Source organism: Pseudomonas sp. NPDC087690 (assembly GCF_044743175.1).
Taxonomy (GTDB): Bacteria; Pseudomonadota; Gammaproteobacteria; order Pseudomonadales; family Pseudomonadaceae; genus Aquipseudomonas.
Map to the genome: position 1 here is coordinate 14273 of NZ_JBIUVX010000006.1, position 24880 is coordinate 39152.

Sequence of the window (24880 nt, forward strand, 5' to 3'; positions counted from 1 at the left end):
TTTTCAGCAAATGCTCAGGAGATTGATGATGGACAACCCAATCCGTCGCGGCACATTTGAAATGACCGCGGCCATGCTTATCTCTGGGACGATCGGCTGGTTCGTCCTGGTGTCCGGGCAACCGGTGCTCGACGTGGTGTTCTGGCGCTGTGTGTTCGGCGCAGGCACCTTGCTGCTGATTTGCGCGGCCTTCGGCTTTTTGCGTCCGGGTATTCTGACCCGCACGACGTTCTTGCTGGCGGTGCTCAGTGGTGTAGCGATTGTCGGTAACTGGGTGCTGTTGTTTGCTTCTTATTCGCGCGCTTCGATAGCCATCGGCACGGCCGTGTACAACGTGCAGCCGTTCATGCTGGTCGGTTTGGCGGCGCTGTTTCTGGGCGAGAAAATCACCTTGCAGAAGCTGTTCTGGCTGGCGATTTCGTTTATCGGCATGCTGGCGATTGTCAGTGCCCATGGTACGCAAGGCGAGGGCGGCAACGACTACCTGCTGGGCATCGGCCTGGCATTGGGCGCGGCGTTGCTCTATGCGATTGCGGCGCTGATCATCAAGCGCCTGACGGGCACACCGCCCCACCTGATCGCACTGGTTCAAGTGTGCACCGGCGTGTTGTTACTCGCCCCGTTTGCGCACTTTTCTGCGCTGCCGCAAGTCCCCGGTGCCTGGGCCAGTCTGGTGACGCTGGGCATCGTCCACACCGGCCTGATGTATGTGTTGCTGTATGGCGCGATCCAGAAACTGCCGACGGCGTTGACCGGTGCACTGTCGTTTATCTACCCGATCGCGGCGATCTTCGTCGATTGGTTTGCCTTTGGCCATCGCCTGGAAACCCTGCAATGGCTCGGGGTGGCAGCGATCCTGCTGGCGGCGGCCGGCATGCAACAGGGGTGGGGCGTGAAATCCCGGGCCGCGGTGGCTGCGCGGCCCTAAATGGCCTTGATCAGTTCCTTGAACAGACCTTTCAACTGTTGGTTACCGGCATCCACCAAATGGTTGTCATCGAAGTACCAGGCCACGCCGTCCCTGGACCCCATACAAGTACCTGCCGGGCAAAGGTACGGCGTCGGATCGATCACCGTTGCATGGCAGCGTTTGGCGGCTGCCTCAATGGTGTAGTTGGCGATCCTGTTGCGTTTTTCATACTCGCTCAGCGTGATCGAAATATCGGCGTTCTGCCGGAACAGGCGTTGGTTCAGATTCAGGCCTTTGTAGACGCTGAAGGGCATTTCCGGGATCGGCCTGACGATGTAAACCGGGTGGTTTTCGGCAATCGAGCAAACGGTCTTGCTGTATTCGGCGATGTAGGCGTCGACAAAAGCTGCATCGCCAGAATGCGGGCTGTCCGGAAAGTGAATGCGGTAATTGTTGCTTCTCCCAGGATCGGCATACAGCGCGGCGCGGCTGAACAGCACTACCGGAACGCCCGGGAAGTCAGTCTTCAAGACGCGCAGCTTTTCATCGTTGAAGGCACGGCATTTGTCTTGCAGGTCCTTGTCGCGCATTTCGAAGTTCAGCAAGGGCGGGCAGCCGCCGCGCGACCAGGACAGTGCGGCTTGCGGATTACTCATCTGTACGGCGGCAGCGGTGGATTGCGCGTGACTGTCACCGAACAGAATCACCGAGATTTCACCTGTGCCCAATTTGCAGTCAGCCGCAGCGTAGCGGTTGGGATAGCACTCTTGTGGATACAGTTTGCTGGTGTATTCGGGCTGACCGAGGTCGACAAATGCCAGGCGGGCATCCGGGTATTGCTTCACCAGCGAGGAGGTTGCGGCCGAAAAACCGATAACGCCGACGATCAGCGAGGCAAACTTGAACAGTGTGCGTGGTGCGGTACTTGTTCTGCTGACCTTCGATTCGACCCAGTAGTAGGAGACGGCGCCGAGCAACAGTGAAATAGCGATGGCGCCCAGCACATGCGGCCAACTGCTCAACAGTCCGCACAGATACAGAAGCACCACCAGCGGCCAGTGCCAGAGGTAGACGGAGTAGGAAATGCTGCCGGTGAATTGCAGGATTTCATTGCGACTGAAGAGCGACTGGCGGTTGCTGTAGATCACCAGCAGGGTACCGATCACTGGTAGCAGGGCGAGATAACCCGGCCAAAGATCTTCTTCCGAAAAATACGTAACGCTGAGGGCGATCGCCAGGAGTCCAGTTCCCTCACACAGCGCACTGTTGCGGCGGCTGAGAACCAGAGGAAAAACAAAGGCCAGACCGCCGACGATCATCTCCCAGGCGCGGGTGGGCAGCATGTAAAAGGCAAAAACCGGGTGGGTTTTACTCAAGTAAACCGAAGCACCGAGCGAGATGGCCGCCAGCACGACCAAGGCGATTTTGCTTGTGCGCTCGCCACAATATTTGCACAGCCCCATCATCAGAAGGGGGTAAAGCAGGTAGAACTGCCACTCAACCGACAGCGACCAGGTGTGCAGCAACCAGTTCTCGTGCAGCGGTGCGTCGAAGTAATTGCCGTCTTTGGCGAAGAGGAAATTGGAACTGAACAGCAGGCTGCTCTTGATCGTGCGAATCGTCTCGCGAAAATCATCCAGCGGCAGGTACACGTAGCCGAAGATCAGCAGCGCGATACACAGGGTCAGCAGCGCCGGAATGATGCGTCGGGCACGAGATGCATAGAAGCCGAGAAGGGAGAAGTTTCGTTGCTGCAAACCCGTGACGATGATCCCCGTCATCAGGAAACCGGAGATTACGAAGAATATGTCAACGCCGACAAAACCGCCGTCAAAGCCCGGAATCCTGAAGTGAAAAAGCACTACCGCGAGAACGGCAAGCGCCCGTAAAGCATTGATATTCTTCCTGAATTGCATTTATGCATCCATGACACGTCCACTGTGATGGCGCATTGTAATGATCCTGTCGGCTTTGTTACATGGAAATTATCCGGCGCTGCTCAGATGTTCCAGCGTGGCGCCGTTAGCGCCAGGCGCTGGCGCATCTCGCCGATGTTGGCGGCGAGTTGCCGGGTCAACAGGCGATAGCCATCCAGCGTGCTGTAGACCGGTGCATCAAGGCTGGCGTCGGGCAACTCCAGCGGGCGCTCCAGCCGTTGTGATGCACCGGTCTTCAAGGCCCGCGCCATGCCGATCAATTGCACACGAATCTGTCGGTGTTCAGACTTCAACGCGGTTCGCAGATGGGCCATGGCCTGTGGGTCGTTGGTGTCTGGCCGGGTATTGCCGAGGATCTCCAGCGTGCTGATGCACATGCGCAGGTTGCGCTGGATGGCATCGAGCTCGGTCATGGAAATCTTCACTTCCTTGGACACCGATGGCATCAGCGAACGCAGCTGCACCATCACGGCACCCAAGCGGCTCATCAGCTTCAAATGCTCATCGGCGCTCACCGCCTGGCCGCTGATGATGCGGCCGTACACCGTGGCGCAATCGCGCAAGGCGTCGGCGAGGTTGTAGCGCCACGAGTACACGGCGTACAGCGGCAGAGCGAAAGAGAAGGCCAGAGCGAGGGCAATGCCGATCAGAATGTCGACGCCGCGCCACAAGCCGTCGGTGATCGGATTGTCGCCATGCCCGGCAACAATGAACACGGTGATCGCCGAGAGCAGGGCGGTATAACCCCCTTTGCCAATCGCGTGATAAGAAAAAAAACCGCAGACCACCGCCATCGCAAAATACGTCAGCCACGGCATGCCGAGCCACGCCTGCTGCGCCACCAGCAACAAACCGACGCCGGCGCCGATCAATGTGCCGGTGGCGCGCTCGGCGGCTTTTTTGCCGATGTTGCCGTGGTGCTGCAAACCGCCGATCACCACCAGCATGGTCACCGAGGCCCACTCACCGTGGGGCAGGTTGATGCCGGTGGTCAGCAGGATCGTTGCCAGCAACCCGAGGGCCACGCGCACTGCATGAATCAGCCGCGCGTGCCGGTAGCGTCGATAAGGATCAAGCAACGGACGCAGGACACGGCGCAGCAAGGGCGGAAGTCGATGGGTGCTGTAAGTACTCAGTGCGGGCCTCTCGTGATTGGGCTTCAGATCAATGGAAAGGGAAAATGTAATTCATCCATGCTGCCATACGCAGGAGGATTTTGCGCATCGTGCCAATGTGGTGGAAGTGCTGACTGTACAACGCGGCCTGCCCGTAAGCGCCGCCCGGCATTAGCTTGCTGTACTGGGCGAATTCCGGATCGGTGATTTCGATGATCACCGGCACACGCCCGGCCGGCGGCGAACCGGTGTAGCCGATCAGCGTGCCGGAAGGCTGCACCTGACCTTCGGCAATCACCCCGATGACGTTTTTCACCCGACCGGCGAACACCTTGCCGGGAATGCCGTCGAACGCGACTTCCGCCTCATCACCGACGGTCAGGCGCAGCAGGCTGTTCTGGCGCATCCACGCGGCAAAGTATTGGCCTTCCTCGGGAATGAACACCATTGAGGGACGCAACGGCAACTTGCTCGCCATCATTCCCGGACGCAGCGAAACATGGGTGACGAAGCCTTTGCTCGGCGCGCGGACGGTGGTGTTGTCCAGCTCGAACTGGGCGTTATCCAGTTGCGCTTGCAGATCATCGGTGCGGGCGATGGCGGCGTCCAGCTCTCGCTGGGTGCCGAAGTTGCGCCGGATCAGTTCGGTGATGCGATAGCGATCACCCTTGGCGGCCACCAGTTGCGCTTTGAGCGACTTCATGCGGTTTTCAAACGGTGTAGGGTCGATGCGAAACAGCACATCGCCTTTTTCCAGCGGCTCGTTACCCTTCACCGGCACGTCGATCACCTGGCCGCTGACGATGGGAATTACCGGCACAGACACGAAGTAAGTGCGCGCCACCTCGGAGTAGGGATGGTTGTAGTTCATGGTGAAAATCAGGGCGCCGATCATCAGGATGCCGCCCAGTACGGCGGTGGGCACCGTCCATTTGTTCAGCGGGATACGGAAGATCTTGAACACTGCGACGCAGAACGCGGCGTAAGTCAGGATGAGCAGCAGATCCATGGCGTTCAGCCCTCCCGGTTTTGGGGGGCGGTGGCATTCAGCGCTTCGAGTCGTTCGAGGCGTCCTTGCAGTTCGACCACCTGTTGCTCCAGGCGAACCACATGGTTTTGCACGGATTTACCGTCACCGAAGCCCCAACCGCGATCTTCTCGATAGGCCATCGCCCAGATCCACAGGAAAGGCCAGAGCGCATGCAGCGTGAATAGACTGACCCAGCCAGTGGCATGGATTGCATCCTGATGCGGGTGTTTACGATGAACGGCAATTTCATAGGGAATGTCGTGCAACACGATGATCCCGTAAAACAGTACGAGCCCGGCAAACACCAAAACCCCTAGCGCAAAGTAATCCAGCATGGTCAAGCTCCCGGCATCCAGCACAGTGCTGGCATCAGTGTAGACACTGATTTGCCGGGCGCTTGGCGACTTTGGATCAGAACCGCACGGGCTCGCCTTCTTGCTTATTCACGATTCGGGAGACCGTGGATCAGAAGATGTAATCGGTGGTCAGGAAGCTCGAATCACGCCCGCGAATGATCTCGCTGATCAGATCCTTGTTGCTGTCCTGGAACTTGGTTGCCACCAGCGTACGGATCGAGAACACCCGCAACGCATCGTGCACCGAGAGCGTACCTTCGGCGGAGTTTTTGCGGCCGTTGAACGGGTAAGTGTCCGGCCCGCGCTGGCACTGCGCGTTGAGGTTGATACGGCCGACCTGATTGGCGAAAGTATCGACCAGACGCCCGACGGCCACTGGGTTGGTGCCGAAGATGCTCAACTGCTGACCGAAATCCGACTCCAGCACATAATCGATCACCGTATCGAGATGACGGTACGGCACGATCGGCACCACGGGGCCGAACTGTTCCTCCTGATAGACACGCATCTGCGGATTTACCGGGTACAGCACTGCCGGGTAGAAGAACGACTCGCGGGATTCGCCACCATTGGGGTTGACCACTTCGGCGCCTTTGCTGCGCGCATCGGCCACCAGACCGTGCAGGTAATCGACCTTGCCTGATTCCGGCAGCGGCGTCAGCGACACACCGCTGTCCCACGGCATGCCCGGTTTCAGAGTGGCCAGCTTCGCGTTGAATTTTTCGATGAAACTGTCGACGACATCTTCATGGACGAAGAGGATTTTCAGCGCGGTGCAGCGCTGGCCGTTGAACGACAGCGAACCGGTCACGGCCTCGCTGACGGCATTGTCCAGATCGACTTCCGGCAAGACGATGCCGGGGTTTTTCGCGTCCAGACCCAGCGCAGCACGCAAGCGGTGCGGTTTTGGGTGGAGTTTCTTCAGATCGCTGGCAGCCTTGTTGGTGCCGATGAAGGCGAAGATGTCGATCTTGCCGCTGGCCATCAGCGCGCTGACGGTTTCGCGGCCGCTGCCGTATATCACGTTGATCACGCCGGTGGGGAAGCTGTCGCGGAACGCTTCCAGCAATGGACGAATCAGCAGCACGCCGAGCTTGGCCGGTTTGAACACCACGGTGTTACCCATGATCAGTGCCGGGATCAGCGTGGTGAAGGTTTCGTTCAGCGGATAGTTGTAAGGCCCCATGCACAGCGCCACCCCCAATGGCACGCGACGGATCTGGCCGAGAGTGTCCTGTTCCAGCTCGAACCGGCTGGAGCGGCGGTCGAGTTCCTTGAGCGCATTGATGGTGTCGACGATGTAATCGCAGGTGCGGTCGAACTCTTTTTCCGAATCCTTGAGGTTCTTGCCGATTTCCCACATCAGCAACTTCACCACCGCATCGCGCTGCTGGCGCATGCGGCCGAGGAAGGCTTCGACGTGCTGGATACGTTCGGCCACGCGCATGGTCGGCCACAGGCCCTGGCCCCGGTCGTAGGCACGCACGGCGGCGTCGAGCGCGGTGAGGGCGGTGTCGGCATCGAGCAGTGGCGTGCTGCCGAGGATCACTTGTTCGTCGCCGTTGTCACCTTTCAGATAGACCGGGCTGCGCACGGTGGCGAGCGGGCCGTCCCAGCGGCGCAACTGGCCGTCGACGAGATATTCGCGTTGCTCGACCTGACCGTCGAGGCGGTATTTTTCCGGGATGTCGCTGACAGAAGGGAACAGATTGCCAAGGATGTTTGCTGTGGTCATGTCGCTACCCCGTGTTGATGTCCGTATGCAGATCAAAAAGCCTTCACAGGTTATACGCCTGAATGCGCCGCAATTTAAACCCGCAAATGTCACCCGAATGTCACGCAAACGCGCACAGCAGAGCTTCAAAGAACATGCGAGAACTCTTGTTTATGATTGATCGTTCCCACGCTCCGCGTGGGAATGCAGCCCGGGACGCTCTGCGTCCCATTGGAACGCGGAGCGTCCCTTGAGGCATTCCCACGCAGAGCGTGGGAACGATCATCGATCAAAAGATCGCAGCCTTCGGCGGCTCCTACATAGAAGTCATGTCCCCGGATGCCCCCCTCGCTGTCCCGCAATGCCCTCAACCCGTTGCAGCCGCTGCCTTAAGGTGTGAACACAACAGTAAGCGAGGCCGTTATGCGGGCAATTCGACTCACTCTAATGCTGGCGTTGGCCGTGGCGCTGCCTGGCTGCGGCGAAGATCCCAAACCACCGGTCACCACCCATAACGCCATGCCCAACGACCCGGCACTGGCGCAGATCTACACCAACAGCTGCCAGCTCTGCCACGCCAACCCCGCTGCCAACGCGCCGCTGACCGGCGACCGCAAGGCCTGGGAACCGCGCATCCAGCAGGGCACCGACACGCTCCTCGACCACGCCATCAACGGCTACAACGGCATGCCGCCGATGGGCCAGTGCGTCGAATGCTCGCAAGAACAGTTTGTGCAATTGATCGGCTTCATGGCCGACCAGCCCCTCCCAGAATAAGGTGCCCGGCATGACCATGGATCTGACTCGGCGTCAGTTGTTGCAGCGAGCAAGCATCGTTGGCGCATTCAGCGCGTTGGCAAGTCACCCGGCATTGGGCCAATTGATGCGCGCACCAAGGTTGATTCCGTGGCGCAACTGGTCGGGTGGGCAGAGCTGCCTGCCAGCAGCGCGGCTGGCACCGAAAAATCTCGATGAGCTGGTGACCGCTATCCAGCAGGCGCAGGGCAAGATCCGCCCGGTCGGCTCGGCGCATTCCTTCAGTGCGTTGGTGCCCACCGATGGCACGCTGTTGTCGCTGAGCTATTTCAACGGTTTGCTCAATCACGATGGGAAAACCTTGCAAGCCGAATTCGCCGCCGGCACACCGATGTCACGCATGGGCCAGCCGCTGAAAGACATCGGCCAGGCCCTACAAAACATGGCTGACATCGATTACCAGACCCTCGCCGGAGCCATTGCCACGTCGACCCACGGCACCGGGAAAAACTTCCAGTCCTACTCGGCCCACGTCTGCGGGCTGCAACTGGTCACCGCCAATGGCGAAGTGTTGGATTGCGACAGTCAGCGTCACCCTGAAGTATTCAATGCCGCACGGGTTTCCCTCGGCGCCCTCGGCGTGGCGACGAAAATCCGCCTGCAAAACCGCCCGGCCTATCGCCTGCGCGAACGCCAGTGGATCGCCAAGACCGAAGAACTGCTCGAAGACCTCGACAGGAACACCCGCGAAAACCAGCACTGGGAAATGCTCGTCGTCACCCATTCCGACTACGCCTTGTCCATCGCCCTCAACGAAACCGACGAACCGGCGACGCCGCCGATCCCGCCTGAAGAGGAGGGCGGCAACGAGTTTGTCAGCCTGATCGAGAAGATCGACAAGTACGGCAGCGACTTCCCCGACCTGCGCCGCACGCTGCTCAACAGCTTGCGCCATCTGGCCAGTTTCGATGATCGCATCGGCGACTCGTTCGACATTTACGCCAACGTGCGCACCGTGCGTTTCAACGAGATGGAATATTCGGTGCCCGCCGAACACGGGCCGGCCTGCCTGCGCGAGATTCTCAAGCTGATCCAGGACAAGGACCTGCGCACCTGGTTTCCCATCGAGTACCGCTACGTCAAGGCTGACGATATCCCGCTGAGCATGTTCGAGGGCCGCGACAGCTGTTCGATCTCGGTGCACCAGCATTATCAGATGGACCATCACAATTTCTTCGCAGCGGTCGAGCCGATTTTCTGGAAGTACAACGGCCGCCCGCACTGGGGCAAGTTGCACACGCTCAACGCGCAAACCCTGCAGCCGCTGTATCCGCGCTGGCGTGAGTTTGTCGATGTGCGACAGGCGCTCGATCCGAACGGGCGCTTTCTCAATGCGCATTTGTCGTCGATTTTGGGGATGAGCTTATGACGGTCAATCGACGTAATTTCCTGTTGGGTACGTTGGGCGTCGGCGCTTTGTTGGTGGGCGTTGGCGCTTGGCTGCGGCCGGGGGATCGTGGCGCGCCGTACAGCGAATACTTCCGGGCGCTGAACAACGAGTTAAAGGAAAAGGGGCCGATGCGTCCGGTGCTGCTGATTGATCTGGATCGCCTCGACCACAACATCGATGTGGTGATGCAGTCGGTCAAACGCGGTGGCAAGCAATCGCGTTTGGTGGAGAAGTCGCTGCCATCGCCGGGGCTGTTGAGCTACATCGCCCAACGTGCCGGGACGCAAAAATTGATGTCGTTCCATCAGCCGTTTCTCAATCACGATGCGCAGGTGTTTCCGCAGTCCGACATTCTGCTTGGCAAACCTTTGCCGGTGCGCTCGGCAGAGCTGTTCTACCAAACCCACAAAGGTCCGTTTGATCCCGCGAAGCAACTGCAATGGCTGCTCGACGGGCCGCAGCGTTTGCAGCAATACCTCGCGCTGGCTCAGGGGTTAGGCACAAGGATGCGCATCAACATCGAACTGGACGTCGGCCTGCATCGCGGCGGCGTCAGTGATGTGAATGTGTTGGGCCAAATGCTCACGCTGATCAGCGCCAATCCGCAGCATCTGGAGTTCGCCGGGTTCATGGGCTACGACCCGTTCGTGGGCATGGGCGTGCCGGGGATCCTTGGCGCACCGGAAGAACTGTTCGCCAAGGTCATGGTGATTTATCAGCGCTGCGTGGATTTCACCCGACAGCAGTTTCCGGCGTTGTGGCATGACGGCTTGTGCCTGAATACCGCTGGCAGTCCGAGTTATCGCATTCATGAAAACGAGAAACTGAGTACCGAGGTTTCCGTGGGCACGGCGATGCTCAAACCGACGCACTATGATTTGCCATCGCTGGTCGAGCACGTACCCGCGACTTACATCGCCACGCCGGTGTTGAAAAGCACCGGCGCGGTGAACATTCCGGCGCTGGATGACAAGTCGAAGCTGTTTTCGTGGTGGGACCAGAACCAGCGCCAGACTTTCTTCATCTATGGCGGCAACTGGATGGCCGAATTCGAATCGCCCCAGGGTTTACAGAGCAACAGCGTCTACGGACGCAGTTCCAACCAAGAGATGGTCAATGGCTCCAACGCCGTCGGCCTGACGATAGAAGATCAAGTCTTCCTGCGCCCGACCCAGACCGAAGCCGTGCTCCTGCAATTCGGCGATCTGCTCGCCGTGCGCAACGGCAAAATCGTCGACACCTGGCCCGTCTACACCTGACCCAAAATCACCACCAATCCCCTGTAGGAGTGAGCCTGCTCGCGATAGCGTCCTGTCAGTTGATATTTATTTGGCTGACACACCGCTATCGCGAGCAGGCTCACTCCTACATTGGATGTGTGTACACCCATACGCGGTAATGAAGCTTTTATGACAAAAGTTCGGTAGCACATCGCCAGTCCGGTCATGCCTATGTAACGCGCTTGAGGAGCCCAACGGGGCGCTTTTCACAAGCCGAGGCGGGACGCCGGGAGTGAGGCAATGGGGACTATGGAACGCTACTCGAAAGTGGGCATGCAGGAACTCGATCAACGCCTGTCGAAGATCGTCGAAGCCGCGCGCAAGAAGCCGGTTTCGGTGTACCGCTACGGCGCGCCGTGGGTCTGGATCGTCTCGCAGGATGACTGGCAAGGCGCCTTGAAAGAGGTGTCCAGCTACATTCCGCCGGGGCATTCGCTGGTTCTGTTGCGCCCGCAGATCGATGATCTGCTCGACGCCCACCAAAGCCTTCTGCACGACCTCAATGCCCAGCCCGGCATGCTGATCCCCGCGCAAACGGTCATGCACATTCTGCTTCTGCAACTGCTGTATTCGGTGCCCAGCGAACAGCAACTGTATGAACAGCTCAATTACAACCTGCTGTTTCGCTGGTTCGTCGGTCTTGGTCTGAACCAGAAAGTCTGGAGCTTCAACGCCCTCAGTCGCGACATCGCCACGCTGCTCAACGAGCCACGGGCGGTGCTGCTCATTCAAAAAATCATCGGCGAAGTGTTCTGCGGCGCGTTGCTGCAAATGCCCGAGTTCTCGCTGAACTTCGCGCTTTTGCACACGTGGCTGGGCAAGCACGCCTGTGCCTCGACAGCCAGCAATTGACGCCATACACGCGGCGTTCGAAACGCCAACAGGTCATCGCGAATTCAGGGGGTAGTGTGGAACCGATTTTCAAGTCACGGCTGGCGCTGTGGGGCTGGCTGCTGGTGACGGCGGGCGCGCAGCCGGCATTGGCCGAAGAGGCTGCCGAAAACGCGGCGGCCCAGCGTCTGGTCGACGTCAACGAATACTTCGTGCGCGGCAACACCGTGCTCGACGCGCGGGCGATTGAAGAAGCGGTGTACCCGTTCCTAGGCCCGCAAAAAGCCCTCACCGATATCGAAGGCGCACGGGATGCCTTGCAGAAGGCCTATCAGCAACGCGGCTATCAATCCGTGTTCGTCGAGCTGCCGGAGCAAGCCGTCGCCGATGGCATCGTCTATCTGCAAGTCAGTGAAACCAAGGTCGGCCGCGTGCGTGTGGTCGGCGCCAAACACTATTCGCCGCTGGACATCCGCGACGACGTCCCGGCGCTGAAAGAAGGCGAGGTGCCGGACTTCGCCAAGGTTCAGGGCGAACTGGCGCAGCTCAACAAAACCCCGGGCCGGCAAGTGATGCCGCTGGTGCGCGAAGGTCAGCGCCCCGGCACCATGGACGTCGATCTGCAGGTCGAAGATCAGAACCCGTGGACCGCCAGCGTCGGCCTCAATAACGACTACAGCGCCGACACGGAAAAGCTGCGCACCGTCACCAGCCTCGGCTACAACAACCTCTGGCAACTCGGCCATAGCGTCAACCTGACGTTCTTCACCGCGCCGCAGGAAACCGACAATGCCAAGGTCTGGTCCGGCTCCTACACCGCGCCGCTGACCGAGCGCTGGAGCGTGCAGTTCTCCGGTTACCAGTCCGACAGCAACGTCGCCACCATCGGCGGCAGCAACGTGCTCGGCAAGGGCCACAGCTACGGTGTATCGGCGATCTACACGCTGCCCTCCAGCGGCAACTGGTCGAACTCGCTGTCGGCCGGCATCGACTTCAAGGATTTCGACGAACGCCTGACCCTGTCCGGCGAGAGCGACAAAGTCCCCCTGCAATACGCGCCGTTCACCTTCGCCTACAACGGCTATCGCTACAGCGAAAAGAGTCAGCTCGGCCTCGGCCTGAGCCTGGTTGCCGCGACCCGCAGCATCTTCGGCTACGGCAGCTCCGACGAAGATTTCGACTACAAACGCTACCGCGCCAAACCGAGTTTCGCCGTGCTCAAGGGCGATACCAATTACACCTGGACCTTCGACAGCGACTGGCAGAGCGCAAGCAAAGCCGCGTTCCAGCTCGCCTCCGGGCCGTTGGTTTCCAACGAACAATTCTCTGCCGGTGGCGCCACTTCGGTGCGCGGTTATCTGGCCGCCGAACGCACCGGCGATGACGGCGTGCTGCTCAGCCAGGAAGTGCGCACGCCGTCGCTGGCCAAGTACGCCGGCACATGGATGCAGGACTGGCGCTTCTACGCCTTCGCCGAGGGCGCGCAGTTGTATCTGCGCGACGAACTGCCGGATCAGGACGCCAATTACGCCCTGGCCAGCGTCGGCCTCGGCACCCGCGCCAGCCTGAGCAAATGGCTGTCCGGCAGCCTCGACTGGGGCTACCCGCTACTCGAAGGGCCGAGCACCTCGAAACAGGAATCGCGCCTGCACTTCAACCTTCAAGCCACTTTCTAAAGGAGCACGTTCATGCAGCGCCTCATTCTTTCGTTGTTGATCTGCCTGGGCTTCGTGCTCCCGGCCACGGCTCAGGCCTGGTGGCAGGACGACTGGCACTACCGCAAACAGATTGCCGTCGACACCACGCCACAAGGCGCGGCGATCAATCAGGCCCTTGGCCGCACCGCGCTGCTGGTGCGTCTGCACACCGGCAACTTCACCTTCGATGGCGTGAAGGAGGACGGTTCGGACCTGCGCTTTGTCGCCGCCGATGACAAAACCGTGCTCAACCACCAGATCGAAAGCTTCGACGCGCTGATGGGCATGGCGCTGATCTGGGTCGATGTGCCGAATGTCGAGGGCGGGCAGCGTCAGGACATCTGGATGTACTACGGCAATCAGAAGGCCCCGGCGACCGGCAACGGCCAACTGACTTTCGACCCGAATTACACCGCGCTTTATCACTTCGACGGCGCCACCGGCACCCCGGCCAAAGACACCACCGCTTACGGTAATACCGCACAAAGCGCGACCGGCGCTGCGATTGACGGTGTAGTAGGGCGCGCCTTGCAGTTCAGCGGCCAGCCGTTGTTGCTGCCGGCCAGCCCTTCGTTGCAACACAACGCCGGCAGTGCGTTCACCTTCAGTGCTTGGCTGCGTCTGGATCAGGCCAGTGGCGAACAACTGATTCTCGCCCGTCGTGAAGGCGCCAACAGTCTGCTGATCGGTGCGAATCAAGGCGTACCGTTTGTGGAAATCGATGGCCAACGCGCCGTCGCCACGCAAGCGCTGAACCCGGGCCAATGGCAACACGTCGCACTCACCGCTGAAGGCTCGAAAGTGACCCTGTTCATCAACGGTCGCGAAGCTGCCACGCTCGCGCAGGCGATGCCGGCTTTCAACTCAGTCATGGCCATCGGCGCTGACGTGCATGAAGGCCCGTTCCAGCCTTTTGTGGGCGCTATCGATGAATTGCGCCTGTCGAAGGTTTCACGCCCGGCAGCGCTGTTGCTGGCGGACGCTACTTCCCAAGGCGCCGAGTCGAAACTGGTCGCTTACGGCGTCGACGAAGAACAGTCCGGTTTTGGCTTCGGCAGCCTCGGCTTCCTGCTCAACGCGGTGCCAATCGACGCTTGGGTGATCATCGCCGTGCTGGTGCTGATGATGTTCCAGTCGTGGATCATCATGCTGCGCAAGAACCGCAGCCTCAGCCGCGTCAGCGCTGCCAACGAAGACTTCCGCGTGCAATTCGCCAAGGTCGGCACGCGTCTGGAGATGTTCGCCGACGACGCGCAACTCGCCCAGCGTTTGCAGCATTCCTCGCTGTGGCGTCTGTACTTGGTGGCGGTCAAAGAGATTCGCACCCGTCGCGAGCAGGGCGCCGATACCTCGTCGGTGTCAGCGGCGACCATCGAAGCGATCCGCTGCTCGATGGACGGCGTGCGTACCCGCGAAAACCAGCAACTGAGTTCGAAGCTTTCGACCCTGTCCAACGCCATCGCCGGCGGCCCTTACATCGGCCTGCTCGGCACGGTGCTGGGGATCATGGTGGTGTTCCTCGGCACGGCGATGGCCGGTGACGTGAATATCAACGCCATCGCCCCGGGTATGGCTGCTGCGTTGCTGGCCACGGCAATGGGCCTGTTCGTCGCGATTCCAGCGCTGTTTGGCTACAACCGCCTGATCACCCGCAACAAGGAAGTCAGCGCCGACATGCGCGTGTTCGTCGACGAGTTCATCACCCGCCTGGCGGAGATGCATGGCGAGAGCCAGTTCAGTGAGGCGTCGCATCGCGGCCATCACGCCAACCACTCCGTACCGGCCTGAGGAGCACTGACATGGCGTCTGTAAATGCCTCCCACGACGATGACGAAGATGCAGCGGTGGACAGCATCAACATCACCCCACTGGTCGACGTGCTGATGGTGGTGCTGGTGATGTTCATCCTCACCGCCACCGCGCAGGTCTCGGGGATCCAGATCAATTTGCCCAAGGCCAGCGCTTCGGTGTCGCTGTCCGAGGCCAAGACCAAGGCAATTTCGGTCAACGATGGCGGCCAGGTGTTCCTCGACGCCTACCCGGTGACGCTGGCTGAACTGGAAGAACGCCTGCGCATCGAGAAGGCGCAGAGCCCGGATTTCCCGGTGATCGTGCGCGGCGACGCGACGGTGCAATACCAGAAAGTCATCGAAGTGCTGGATCTGTTGCGCCGGCTCGAACTGTCCCAGGTCGGTCTTGTGACCGGCAAACCGAGTCAGGGCTGAGTCATGACCGCACAACTCCCGATCGAGCCGCTGCCGGTGAAAAAGCCAGCGCTGCGTTATGCGAAGTGGGGCGCCGGCTTGCTGATCGGCGCGCTCGCCGCGTGGTTTTTGTGGCAGTGGGCCAACGACATGAGCGGTATTCGTCGTGAAGCGCCGAAGGTGCCGACGATCATTCCGTTGCCGCCACCGCCTCCACCGCCGCCGGAAAAACCGCCGGAGCCGGAAACCCCGGTGGAAGAAAAAGTCGTCGAGCCGGAGCCGACGCCGGAACCCGAAGAGGTCAAGCCCGAGGAAGAAGCGCCGCCATCCCCAGCGGAAGATCTGGCCAACCCGATGCAAATGGACGGTGACGCTCAAAGCGGCAACGACGCCTTCAACATCGGCGCGGGCAAGGGTGGCGGCATGGCCGGTGCGGGTGGCGGACGTTTGGGCACGGGTACATACAGCCAGTTTCTGGCGTTCACCTTCCAGCGTTTGCTGCGCGAGAACCCTGAGCTGCGCAACCTCGCGTTCTCGTTGCAGGCCGATGTCTGGTTGAGCGGCGTCGGCGAGATCACCCGGGTCGAACTGATCAAGTCCAGCGGCAACCCCGAAATTGATACCCAAGTGTTGGCGGCGCTGCGCGGTGCCCCGGCGCTCAGCGAACGGCCACCGGCCTCCATCACTTTGCCTGTGCGCCTGTCCCTGCAAGGGCGGCGTCCGGGTTAATTCAACCTATTTATTGCCAAGCATTAAAGCTTTGCCAAAAGGAGTTGTGTGCAGATGATTTCCAACGTGAATCGATTGTCCCTGGCGGTCGGCATGGTCATTGCGACCCTGGTCGGTCAGGCCGCGGCAGCGCCTGCGCCCTCGGAGAACGCCACGATCAATCTGATCCGCTTGCTGGTCGAGCAGGGCATTCTGAAACAGGACAAGGCCGACGCACTGATCGCTCAGGCGCAGAACGAAGCGGCCCAAGCCAAACAGGCTGCGGCATCCACCGCCGTGGCGGCCGGGCCAGTGGCGGCGCCGGGCGATGTCCGCGTGCAATACGTGCCGGCAGCAGTGCGTGACCAGATCCGCGATCAGGTCAAAGCCGAAGTCATGGCCACCGCCAAACAGGAAAACTGGGCCGCGCCCAACAGCTTCCCGGAATGGGCTGCGCGCATCAGTTTCGACGGCGACATTCGCTTGCGCAACGAATCGCGCTACTACTCGGACAGCAACAGCAACGAGATCGTCGACTTCGCCAAGCTCAACAACAACGGCCCGTACGACGTCAACCCGAACAGCAGCACCAGTCTGCCACCGCTGCTCAACACCCGCGAAGAACGCACCAACCAGTTCCGCATCCGCGCACGGCTGGGCATGAAAGCCGAGATCTCGCCGCAATGGACCGCCGGCATTCGTATCGGCACCGGTTCGGACAACAACCCGGTGTCGACCACGCAAAACCTCGGCGGCGGTTTCGCCAAAAAGGACATCTGGCTCGATCAGGGCTACCTCAACTGGAAGCCGACGGATGAGCTGACCCTGACCGGCGGGCGCTTCGCCAATCCGTTCATGTCCACCGACATGCTCTATTCCAACGACTTGAATTTCGACGGTGTCGCGGCGATTTTCGACCACAAGCTCAACCGCGATTGGGGGGTGTTCGGCACCGTCGGCGCGTTCCCGGTGGATTACACCAACGACACCGCCAGCAGCAACGGCTTCGACAAGGAAGAGAGCGACAACAAGTGGCTGTACGGCGCGCAAGTCGGCGCCAAATGGGCGATCAACAGCAACAACCGCTTGAAGGGCGCGTTGGCGTACTACCGTTTCGACGACATTCAGGGCGAGCGCTCCAGCCCTTGCGAGCCGTGGGCCGGTGCGCCGGGCTGCGACAGCGACGGCAGCCGCACGGCGTTCATGCAGAAGGGCAACAGCGTGTTCCTGCTGCGTGACATCACGCCGAACCCGCTCAACCCGAGCACCACGCCGCAGCCGCAGTTTGTTGGCCTCGCTTCCGAATTCAATCTGCTGGACTTGAACGTGGTGTGGGACGCCGACCTGCCAGAAGATTTCAAACTGCGCAGCCAGGGCAACTACATCCACAACCTCAGCTACGACGAAGGCGACATGCGCAAGCGTTCCGCCGGGCAGATCGTCAACAACCTCGACAGCAACGGCAACATCGAAAGCGGCGCCAATGCGTGGATGGTGCAGTTCACCCTCGGCAGCGCGCTGGACCTGAAAAAGCAGGGCGACTGGAATCTGTTCGCTGGCTACAAGTACATCCAGCCGGATGCCTTGCCAGATGGCTTCAACGACTCCTCGTTCCACCTCGGCGGCACCAACGCCAAGGGTTATTTCATTGGCGGCAACTACGGTCTGGCGAAGAACGTTTATGCCACCGGTCGCTGGATGAGCACCGAAGCGGTGTACGGCGCGCCGTTCGACATCGACGTCTTGCAGCTTGAGATCAACACGCGCTTCTAAGGCGCCGGGAGAGGGTTATGAAAACGCGATTTGTGTGGCTCGGGCTCGGGCTTTTGATCGCCACTGGAGCGCATGCCGAAGGCATGGAAGAACGCCTGCGCACGCAATTGCGCAGCACCACGCAACAGTTGCAGGCCCTGCAAAGTCAGCAGGCCCAGGCCAGCGCCGCGCAACTGGCGGCGCAAAACGAAGCCAAGGCTGCGCAGGCGCAAATCAAGCAATTGAGCGCTGAGCTGGCCAAGGCCAAAGGCGTTGCCGAGCAATTGGCCGGGCAGCAACAGAGCCTGCACAGCCAGGCGCAAGCGCAAGTGGCAGCCAGCGCCGAGCAGACCGGCAAGTTCAAAAAGGCCTATGACGAGTTGCTGGTCATGGCCCGCGCCAAAGAGGCAGAACGGTCTAAGCTTCAAGCGCAATTGACTGAACGTGACACACAAGTGCAGCAATGTTCAGTCAAGAATCAGCAGATGTACGGCGTCGCCAAACAGATCCTCACTGCCTACGAAAACATCGACGTGGCCGAGGTGATGAAGATCCGCCAGCCCTTCGCGGGCAGCGCCCGGGTCAAGTTCGATGAACTGGCTCAGGGGTTCGGTGACGAGCTCTACAAGACTCAATTCGACGCGCCGCAAGCCGCGCTCGCGCATTGATTTAAAAGACTGCTAAACAAGGAAGAAACAATGACTCAATTGATCAGCCACGTATCGCCACAATCCCTGACCGACGTCCTGCAAGCGGCCGGTTATCGCGTCAATCAGACCGAACAGAACGGCATCGTCCAGTTGCTCAGCGCCAGCCAGGGCATTGGTTACGCCGTACGTTTCGGCAACCCGGCGGTGGAGCAGGGCAGCTACGTCGATTTCACGTTCAGCTGTGCGCTGCGGGTGCAGGGTGAGTTGCCACAGGGTGTGGCCGAGCAGTGGAACGCCACGCGCCGTTTTGCCCGGTTGTCGTTGCAGGGCGAGTTTCTGGTGATGGAAATGGACGTGGTCGTGGCGGCGGGCGTGAGCAACGATCACCTGCGTGGCAACCTGGAATTGTGGGATCGTCTGCTGCAGGAGTTCATCGTTTATCTGCGTGACTTCACCCAGAACGGCAGCGCGCAGACCGGCAAAGTCGCCGTGGCCGAGGAAGAGGAAGTCGCGCTGTGAAAAAGCCTGCCATGGTGATCAGCGCCGCTGCGGTAGCGCTGTTGGTGGTGGCCGTGGCGCTGGTGGTGCGGCCGGGCAGTGACCCGGTCGCCGCCCAGCAATCGTCGCCAGTGGCGGCGGTTGCTGCGGGGCCGGCGGTGGCGCGGTTGGGTAATCAGCAGGTAACCCCTGCGGAACTTCAGGCGTTGCTGGCGACGGTGCCAGCGGAAACCCGCGAGCAACTGCGCGGCAATCGTGAGGCCCTGGAACGCTGGATTCGCACGCGTCTGGCCGAGAAAGCGGTGCTGGAGCAGGCTGATGCGCAGGGTTGGGCGCAGCGCCCGGAGGTTGCGCGGCAGACTCGTGCGGCGACTGAGCAGATTGTCTTTCGCGATTACTTGCGTTCGGTCAGTGAAGTCCCGGCGGATTATCCGAGTGCTGCCGAGTTGCAGCAGGCCTACGATGCCGGCAAGGCGAACTGGCAGACCCCGGCGCTGTATCGGGTCAGTCAGATTTTCCTTGGGGTGAATGATCCGCAGAATCTTGAATCGGTGCGCAAGCAGGCGCTCGAACTGAGCAAGAAAGCCCAGGCGACGCCGGCAGAATTTGCCGCGCTGGCGACTCAATATTCACAGGATCGCGTCACCGCTGAACGCGGCGGTGATAGTGGCCTGCAACCGTTGCAGCAACTGGTACCGGAGGTGCGAGGCGCTGTGGCGCGGCTCAAGGTCGGCGCAGTCTCTGATCCCGTCCAAAGTGCGGCCGGGTTTCACGTAATCAAACTCACCGAGCAACAGCCTGCACGCACCGCAACCCTCGATGAACTGCGCGATCAACTGACCCAGGCCTTGCGTGCGCAGCGCCAGGAGCAGATAGCCCAAGCCTATCTGGACGGAATGCTCAACACCGCAACACTGAGCATCGACGGCGCTGAACTCAACAAAGTCCTAGAGGAAAAACGCTAATCCCACCGTCACCACAAGCCCCCTGTAGGAGTGAGCCTGCTCGCGATAGCGGTGTGTCAGGTTAAGCAATGTCGACTGACACACCGCTATCGCGAGCAGGCTCACTCCTACAAGGAATTGCGTAAAGGCAACCACAAAGATCGACAGGGAGTCATCGATGTCATTCACCGAACCCGCAGAACGACAGGGCAGCGCCGAGTACTGCTGGGCGCAGGACAAAAGCGATTCCTGGCTGGCACAAGCCGCCGCGATCAATGCCGATATCGCCCAATATTTCCTGGTCAGCGCCCGCTGCGGCTGCTTCATGCAAGCCGCGCGCAGCCTCAACGTGCGCTCGACCTTGCTGCGCAAACAGTTGGCGCAGCTTGAACAAGAACTCCAGCACTCACTGTTCAGCTTTCAGGGCAGCGCCCTGAGCCTGACCCGCGAAGGCCAACAGCTACAAGCCAAACTGGTGGCGCTGGCCAACGAACGCAAACTCCCGGTGATCGAGCAACCGCTGATTCGCCTGGCTGTCGCCGAATCGATCCTGCATGACATCCTCGGCCGCGACCTGATCGCGCTGCTGCGCCGCAACGCCAGTGTGCGCCTGGAGATCATCGCGCTCGACAGCGAATTGTCGCTGCGCGCGGTCAGCGCCGACATCGTCCTCTGGCTCGCCCACGGCGAAACCCCACACCCCGGCCCGACCTTCGCCACCAGCGAACCGCAAGCGCTGGCGCGCCTCGACTACCTGCCGCACATCGCCAAACGCTACTCCCGCGTTACCGCGCGCCCGGACACCCCCGACGACCTCGCCGACTTCATGCTGGTGCAATGGCAACACGACCGGCAGATCCATAGCTTTCGCCCATGGAATGAGCTGGTCGAACAGCGGTTGGCCGGGGTGGTGCAGATGCAGTCCTATGAACTGATGCTGGAGATGATCCGTTGCAGCGCGTGCATTGGTTTGCTGCCGGCGTATATGAGCCGCTTTGATCGAGGCCTGATTGCGCTACCGGGGCTGTTCGAGGAACCGATGCAATTGCAAGCGTGGCTGGCGGTCAACGCTGAATCGCAGAGCATGCCCGAAGTGCAGACCCTCACCGACCTCATCCACCACACTTTCAACGAACGCCAGGAATGGTTCCAGCCCTGACGCATTCCCCTGTAGGAGTGAGCCTGCTCGCGATAGCGGTGTGTCAGATTGATCAATGTTGACTGACACACCGCTATCGCGAGCAGGCTCACTCCTACAAGTATTTACCTATGGCAGATGTCGTGTTTGGCGGTTTAGAGTGGTCAGCCACACATCGATCCAGGAAGGATCCGCCATGCCCGACCACAACGCCGCCATTCACATCGAACGCTTCAGCGAGTCGCACCTCGAGGCTGTCACTGCGCTCTACAACGAGCGGGCCGTCACCCGGCAAGTGTTGCAGATGCCGTTTCAGTCCGTCGACGTCTGGCGCCAACGGCTGCTGGCGGAAAATGAACGGGTGTTGAAGCTGGTCGCGCTGCATCAGGGCGTGGTGATCGGCCATTTGGGGCTGGAAAACTATTCGCGGATTCGTCGCAGCCACGCCGGCAGCGTCGGTATGGCAGTCGCCGGGGCGTGGCAGGGCAAAGGCGTGGGTTCGAAGCTGTTGGCGGCGGCACTCGACGTCGCCGACAACTGGATGAACCTGCACCGCGTCGAACTCTCGGTTTACGCCGACAACGAGGCCGCCATCGCGCTCTACCGCAAATTCGGTTTCGCGGACGAAGGCCTGTTTCGCGATTACGCGGTGCGCGACGGGCAGTGGGTCGACACCCTGAGCATGGCCCGCCTGCGCAATCGTTCGAAAACCTGACTTACTCGCCCAGCGCGAACGCCACCGCCGACTGCGCATGCAGCTCGGTGGTGTCGAGCAGGGGCAGGGCGCTGTGTTCGGGTTTGAGCAACAGGCCAATTTCCGTGCAACCGAGAATGATCGCCTGCGCGCCACGAGCGGTGAGGGATTCGATCAGCCGCTGATAGATTTGCCGCGACTGATCGCTGATCACGCCGACGCAGAGTTCGTCGTAGATGATTCGGTGCACGTCCTTGCGCTCGGCTTCGTCCGGCACCAATACGGTCAAACCCTTGGCGACCAGGCGTTGCTTGAGAAAGTCCTGTTCCATCGTGAATGCGGTGCCGAGCAAACCGACGGTGCGCGCATCAATGTCCAGGGCAGCCTGCGCGGCCGGTTCGGCAATGTGCAGGAACGGAATGCTGATCGCCGCCTGAATCTGCTCGGCGACCTTGTGCATGGTGTTGGTACACAGCACCACACATTCCGCGCCCCCCGCTTCCAGCCTGCGCGCAGCATCGACCAGAATCGCCGCCGCATCGTCCCAGCGCCCGGCGTGCTGGGCCTGTTCGACAGGGCCGAAGTCGACGCTGTACATCAGCAATTGTGCCGAACGCAACGGGCCGAGACGATCACGGACGTGTTGATTGATGAGTCGATAGTATTCGGCGCTGGATTCCCAGCTCATGCCGCCGATCAGGCCGATGGTGCGCATTGGATGTCCTCAGGCAAATTGCAGTGTCGAGCGTTCAGGTCTGCCCGGAGTTTCCTTTTCTTCACACGTCGATGCCAGCAGCAAGTGACTGTACCGCTGATCTTTCACGCAAGTGTCATGGTGTTTCTGACCGTACAGAGAGGCTCCGATCTGCCACTATGGTGTTTCGCAGGATCCTTTCCGAGGCACACCGCAATGAGCGACGTTCAACAACTGGGCGAGATGCTTCGTCACTATGCCGAAAGCGAAGCGCACAAGAAGCAGGTTTTCGAAACGCAGTCGCAAGTCTGGGCAACACGGATCACCGGGTTGTTCGGCGATATTCAGCAATGGCTGGAGCCGGTGCAAGCGCCGAATCTGCTGGAAGTCAGCCGCGAACCGTATGTCGCATTCGGGCCGAGCACGCCGGTGGAGACATCGACCTTCAAGACCGAAAAACTGAGCATCGTCATCGCTGGAAAACCGGTCGAGTTTGTGCCAGACGTAATGGGCAGCGCGGGACAGATTTCCCTGGCGGTGATGGGGCTGACGGCGGCGCGGTATGGCAGCATTTCGCTGGTCGGATTGCCGGACGGCACGTGGCAGTGGCGCAAGACCAATGGCCTGAAGGACCCGGATACCTTCGCCTTCGATGCCAACTTCCTTGCCCAGCAACTGCAAAGTCTGATCCCCCGCGATCGCGCCTAGATCACACGGACTCTCGCGATGATCGTCCCCACGCTCTGCGTGGGAACGCCTCTACGGACGCTCCGCGTTCGGCTTTTGGGACGCAGAGCGTCCCGGGCTGCATTCCCACGCAGAGCGTGGGAACGATCAAGGCGAGAAGGCTACATATCGAGATTGACCCACCCCGGCTTCGCCACCTCGGGCGCCACCGCTTTCACGGTTTTCCCGGTAGCCAGCTCAACCCGCCGCGCCACTTCCGGATCGTCGGCAAACGGCACCATGCTCGCCTCATCCAGACTGTCCGCCGTCTCCCGCCGCAAGCAGTACTCGACCGCCAGCCACAGAAACACCACGCCCAGCACATCGAAAAAAATCTCCAGCATGACCGGCTCCCCGCCTCAGGCGATTTGCGCTTCACGGTGGGCCAGTGCGACGTCGGCGACCCGCACCGTGCGCCAGACGTTGTAGGCCATCAGCAACATCCCGGTGAGGAAAAACACCCCCCCGGCGAAGCGCACGATGAACCCCGGATGACTGGCCTGCAGCGCTTCGACAAACGAATAGGTCAGCGTGCCGTCCTCGTTGATCGCCCGCCACATCAGGCCCTGGGTGATACCGTTGACCCACATCGACGCGATGTACAACACTGTGCCAATGGTCGCCAGCCAGAAGTGCAGGTTGATCAGCGGCGTGCTGTACATCTGCTCGCGGCCAAACACTTTTGGCACCATGTGATAGGTCGCGCCAAAGGTGATCATCGCCACCCAGCCCAACGCGCCGGCGTGGACGTGGCCGATGGTCCAGTCGGTGTAGTGGGAGAGGGCGTTGACGGTTTTGATCGCCATCATCGGCCCCTCAAATGTCGACATGCCGTAGAACGCCAGCGACAGCACGAGGAAGCGCAGGATCGGGTCAGTGCGCAACTTATGCCAGGCGCCGGACAAGGTCATCATGCCATTGATCATGCCGCCCCAGCTCGGCGCGAGCAGGATCAGCGACATGGCCATGCCCAGTGACTGCGCCCAGTCCGGCAGCGCGGTGTAGTGCAAATGGTGCGGGCCGGCCCAGATGTACAGGGTGATCAGCGCCCAGAAATGCACGATCGACAAGCGATACGAATACACCGGCCGATTGACCTGTTTCGGCACGAAGTAATACATCATCCCGAGGAAGCCTGTGGTCAGGAAGAAACCCACCGCGTTATGCCCATACCACCACTGCACCATGGCGTCGGTGGCGCCGGAATACACCGGATAAGACTTGAACCAGTCCACCGGAATCGACAGGTGATTGACCACGTGCAACATGGCGATCACCAGAATGAACGCGCCAAAAAACCAGTTGCCGACGTAGATGTGTTTGGTCTTGCGTTGCACCACGGTGGTGAAGAACACCACGGCGTAGGCGACCCAGACAACGGCCATCCACACCGCGCCGGAGAATTCGATTTCGGCGTATTCCTTGGTAGTGGTGTAGCCCATCGGCAGAGTGATCAGCATGATCACGATCACTGACTGCCAGCCCCAGAAAGTGAATGCGGCGAGGGTGTCGGAATACAGTCGCACCTGACAGGTGCGTTGCACCGCGTAATAACTGGCGGCAAATTGCGCGCTGCCGGCGAAGCCGAAAATCACCAGGCTGGTGTGCAGCGGGCGCAAGCGGCCGAAAGTGGTCCACGGCAGGTCCAGGTTCATCTCTGGCCAGACCAGTTGCGAGGCGATCAACACGCCCATCGCCATGCCCACCACACCCCAGAAGATCGTCGCAATGACGAATTGGCGGACGACCTTGTAGTTATAAGCCTGTCCGATTGTTGCTGTGCTCATGGTCAGTTC

Annotated in this window: 24 protein-coding genes; 16 read left to right on the plus strand and 8 right to left on the minus strand. The window is 60.5% G+C overall.

Annotated elements, in window-relative coordinates; genetic code table 11:
* Positions 1-28 precede the first annotated feature (28 nt).
* On the plus strand, positions 29-928 hold the full coding sequence (locus ACIPIZ_RS10225; protein WP_064391028.1) for a DMT family transporter: 900 nt from the start codon (positions 29-31) through the stop codon (positions 926-928).
* Here ACIPIZ_RS10225 and ACIPIZ_RS10230 read toward each other — a convergent pair.
* From ACIPIZ_RS10230 to ACIPIZ_RS10250, 5 genes are all read right to left on the minus strand, one after another.
* Positions 925-2826, minus strand: coding sequence for an acyltransferase family protein (locus ACIPIZ_RS10230; protein WP_401165177.1), 1902 nt, complete (start codon positions 2824-2826; stop codon positions 925-927). The genes ACIPIZ_RS10225 and ACIPIZ_RS10230 overlap by 4 nt on opposite strands.
* Positions 2827-2909: 83 nt before the next feature.
* Entirely contained in the window at positions 2910-3950 is a 1041-nt protein-coding gene (locus tag ACIPIZ_RS10235) for an FUSC family protein (RefSeq protein WP_177330963.1), read from the minus strand.
* A 61-nt stretch (positions 3951-4011) separates the two neighbouring features.
* Entirely contained in the window at positions 4012-4971 is a 960-nt protein-coding gene (locus ACIPIZ_RS10240; protein ID WP_064391030.1) for an HlyD family secretion protein, read from the minus strand.
* 5 nt (positions 4972-4976) lie between these two features.
* Complete coding sequence (locus ACIPIZ_RS10245) at positions 4977-5327, minus strand: DUF3302 domain-containing protein (protein WP_105708053.1); 351 nt, start codon at positions 5325-5327, stop codon at positions 4977-4979.
* Between the two features lie 130 nt (positions 5328-5457).
* Complete coding sequence (locus ACIPIZ_RS10250; RefSeq protein WP_122661245.1) at positions 5458-7083, minus strand: NADP-dependent glyceraldehyde-3-phosphate dehydrogenase; 1626 nt, start codon at positions 7081-7083, stop codon at positions 5458-5460.
* 402 nt (positions 7084-7485) lie between these two features.
* Between ACIPIZ_RS10250 and ACIPIZ_RS10255 the strand changes: the two genes are divergently transcribed.
* The 14 genes from ACIPIZ_RS10255 (at position 7486) to ACIPIZ_RS10320 (ending at position 21685) form a co-directional block, all read left to right on the plus strand.
* Entirely contained in the window at positions 7486-7839 is a 354-nt protein-coding gene (locus tag ACIPIZ_RS10255) for a cytochrome c5 family protein (protein WP_064391033.1), read from the plus strand.
* A gap of 76 nt (positions 7840-7915) precedes the next feature.
* Positions 7916-9247, plus strand: coding sequence for a D-arabinono-1,4-lactone oxidase (locus ACIPIZ_RS10260; RefSeq protein WP_401165269.1), 1332 nt, complete (start codon positions 7916-7918; stop codon positions 9245-9247).
* A gap of 71 nt (positions 9248-9318) precedes the next feature.
* Positions 9319-10527 (plus strand): DSD1 family PLP-dependent enzyme, encoded by a 1209-nt coding sequence (locus tag ACIPIZ_RS10265; RefSeq protein ID WP_401165271.1) that lies wholly within the window; start codon positions 9319-9321, stop codon positions 10525-10527.
* 270 nt (positions 10528-10797) lie between these two features.
* Entirely contained in the window at positions 10798-11400 is a 603-nt protein-coding gene (locus ACIPIZ_RS10270; RefSeq protein WP_401165272.1) for a transposase, read from the plus strand.
* A 56-nt stretch (positions 11401-11456) separates the two neighbouring features.
* Positions 11457-13055, plus strand: coding sequence for a ShlB/FhaC/HecB family hemolysin secretion/activation protein (locus ACIPIZ_RS10275; protein WP_401165180.1), 1599 nt, complete (start codon positions 11457-11459; stop codon positions 13053-13055).
* A 12-nt stretch (positions 13056-13067) separates the two neighbouring features.
* On the plus strand, positions 13068-14864 hold the full coding sequence (locus ACIPIZ_RS10280) for a DUF2341 domain-containing protein (protein WP_401165182.1): 1797 nt from the start codon (positions 13068-13070) through the stop codon (positions 14862-14864).
* 11 nt (positions 14865-14875) lie between these two features.
* On the plus strand, positions 14876-15301 hold the full coding sequence (locus ACIPIZ_RS10285; RefSeq protein WP_007915482.1) for a biopolymer transporter ExbD: 426 nt from the start codon (positions 14876-14878) through the stop codon (positions 15299-15301).
* Between the two features lie 3 nt (positions 15302-15304).
* A complete protein-coding gene (locus ACIPIZ_RS10290; RefSeq protein ID WP_401165184.1) occupies positions 15305-16009 on the plus strand; it encodes an energy transducer TonB in 705 nt (234 codons plus the stop codon).
* A 54-nt stretch (positions 16010-16063) separates the two neighbouring features.
* Positions 16064-17761 carry a putative porin gene (locus tag ACIPIZ_RS10295; protein ID WP_401165186.1) on the plus strand — a complete coding sequence of 566 codons (1698 nt, stop codon included), beginning with the start codon at positions 16064-16066 and terminating at the stop codon, positions 17759-17761.
* A gap of 17 nt (positions 17762-17778) precedes the next feature.
* Complete coding sequence (locus ACIPIZ_RS10300) at positions 17779-18408, plus strand: DNA repair protein (protein WP_122661239.1); 630 nt, start codon at positions 17779-17781, stop codon at positions 18406-18408.
* A 30-nt stretch (positions 18409-18438) separates the two neighbouring features.
* Positions 18439-18909, plus strand: a complete 471-nt coding sequence (locus tag ACIPIZ_RS10305) for a YbjN domain-containing protein (RefSeq protein ID WP_401165188.1) — start codon at positions 18439-18441, stop codon at positions 18907-18909.
* Positions 18906-19853: a peptidylprolyl isomerase gene (locus ACIPIZ_RS10310; protein ID WP_401165190.1), complete on the plus strand. Its 948-nt coding sequence runs from the start codon at positions 18906-18908 to the stop codon at positions 19851-19853. Before ACIPIZ_RS10305 ends, ACIPIZ_RS10310 begins: the two co-directional genes overlap by 4 nt.
* A 157-nt stretch (positions 19854-20010) precedes the next feature.
* Positions 20011-20991: a LysR substrate-binding domain-containing protein gene (locus ACIPIZ_RS10315; RefSeq protein ID WP_401165192.1), complete on the plus strand. Its 981-nt coding sequence runs from the start codon at positions 20011-20013 to the stop codon at positions 20989-20991.
* Positions 20992-21166: 175 nt separating this feature from the next.
* Positions 21167-21685, plus strand: a complete 519-nt coding sequence (locus tag ACIPIZ_RS10320; RefSeq protein WP_064391045.1) for a GNAT family N-acetyltransferase — start codon at positions 21167-21169, stop codon at positions 21683-21685.
* A 1-nt stretch (position 21686) separates the two neighbouring features.
* Here the strand turns inward: ACIPIZ_RS10320 and ACIPIZ_RS10325 are convergent, their stop codons facing one another.
* Entirely contained in the window at positions 21687-22379 is a 693-nt protein-coding gene (locus ACIPIZ_RS10325; RefSeq protein WP_401165194.1) for an aspartate/glutamate racemase family protein, read from the minus strand.
* 195 nt (positions 22380-22574) lie between these two features.
* Here ACIPIZ_RS10325 and ACIPIZ_RS10330 point away from each other — a divergent pair, with 195 nt between their 5' ends.
* Positions 22575-23066 (plus strand): hypothetical protein, encoded by a 492-nt coding sequence (locus tag ACIPIZ_RS10330; RefSeq protein ID WP_064391047.1) that lies wholly within the window; start codon positions 22575-22577, stop codon positions 23064-23066.
* 140 nt (positions 23067-23206) lie between these two features.
* On the opposite strand, the gene ACIPIZ_RS10335 is transcribed toward ACIPIZ_RS10330, so the two are convergent.
* Positions 23207-23428 carry a hypothetical protein gene (locus ACIPIZ_RS10335; RefSeq protein ID WP_064391048.1) on the minus strand — a complete coding sequence of 74 codons (222 nt, stop codon included), beginning with the start codon at positions 23426-23428 and terminating at the stop codon, positions 23207-23209.
* A 15-nt stretch (positions 23429-23443) separates the two neighbouring features.
* Entirely contained in the window at positions 23444-24871 is a 1428-nt protein-coding gene (ccoN, locus tag ACIPIZ_RS10340) for a cytochrome-c oxidase, cbb3-type subunit I (protein ID WP_122855164.1), read from the minus strand.
* Positions 24872-24880 lie beyond the last annotated feature (9 nt).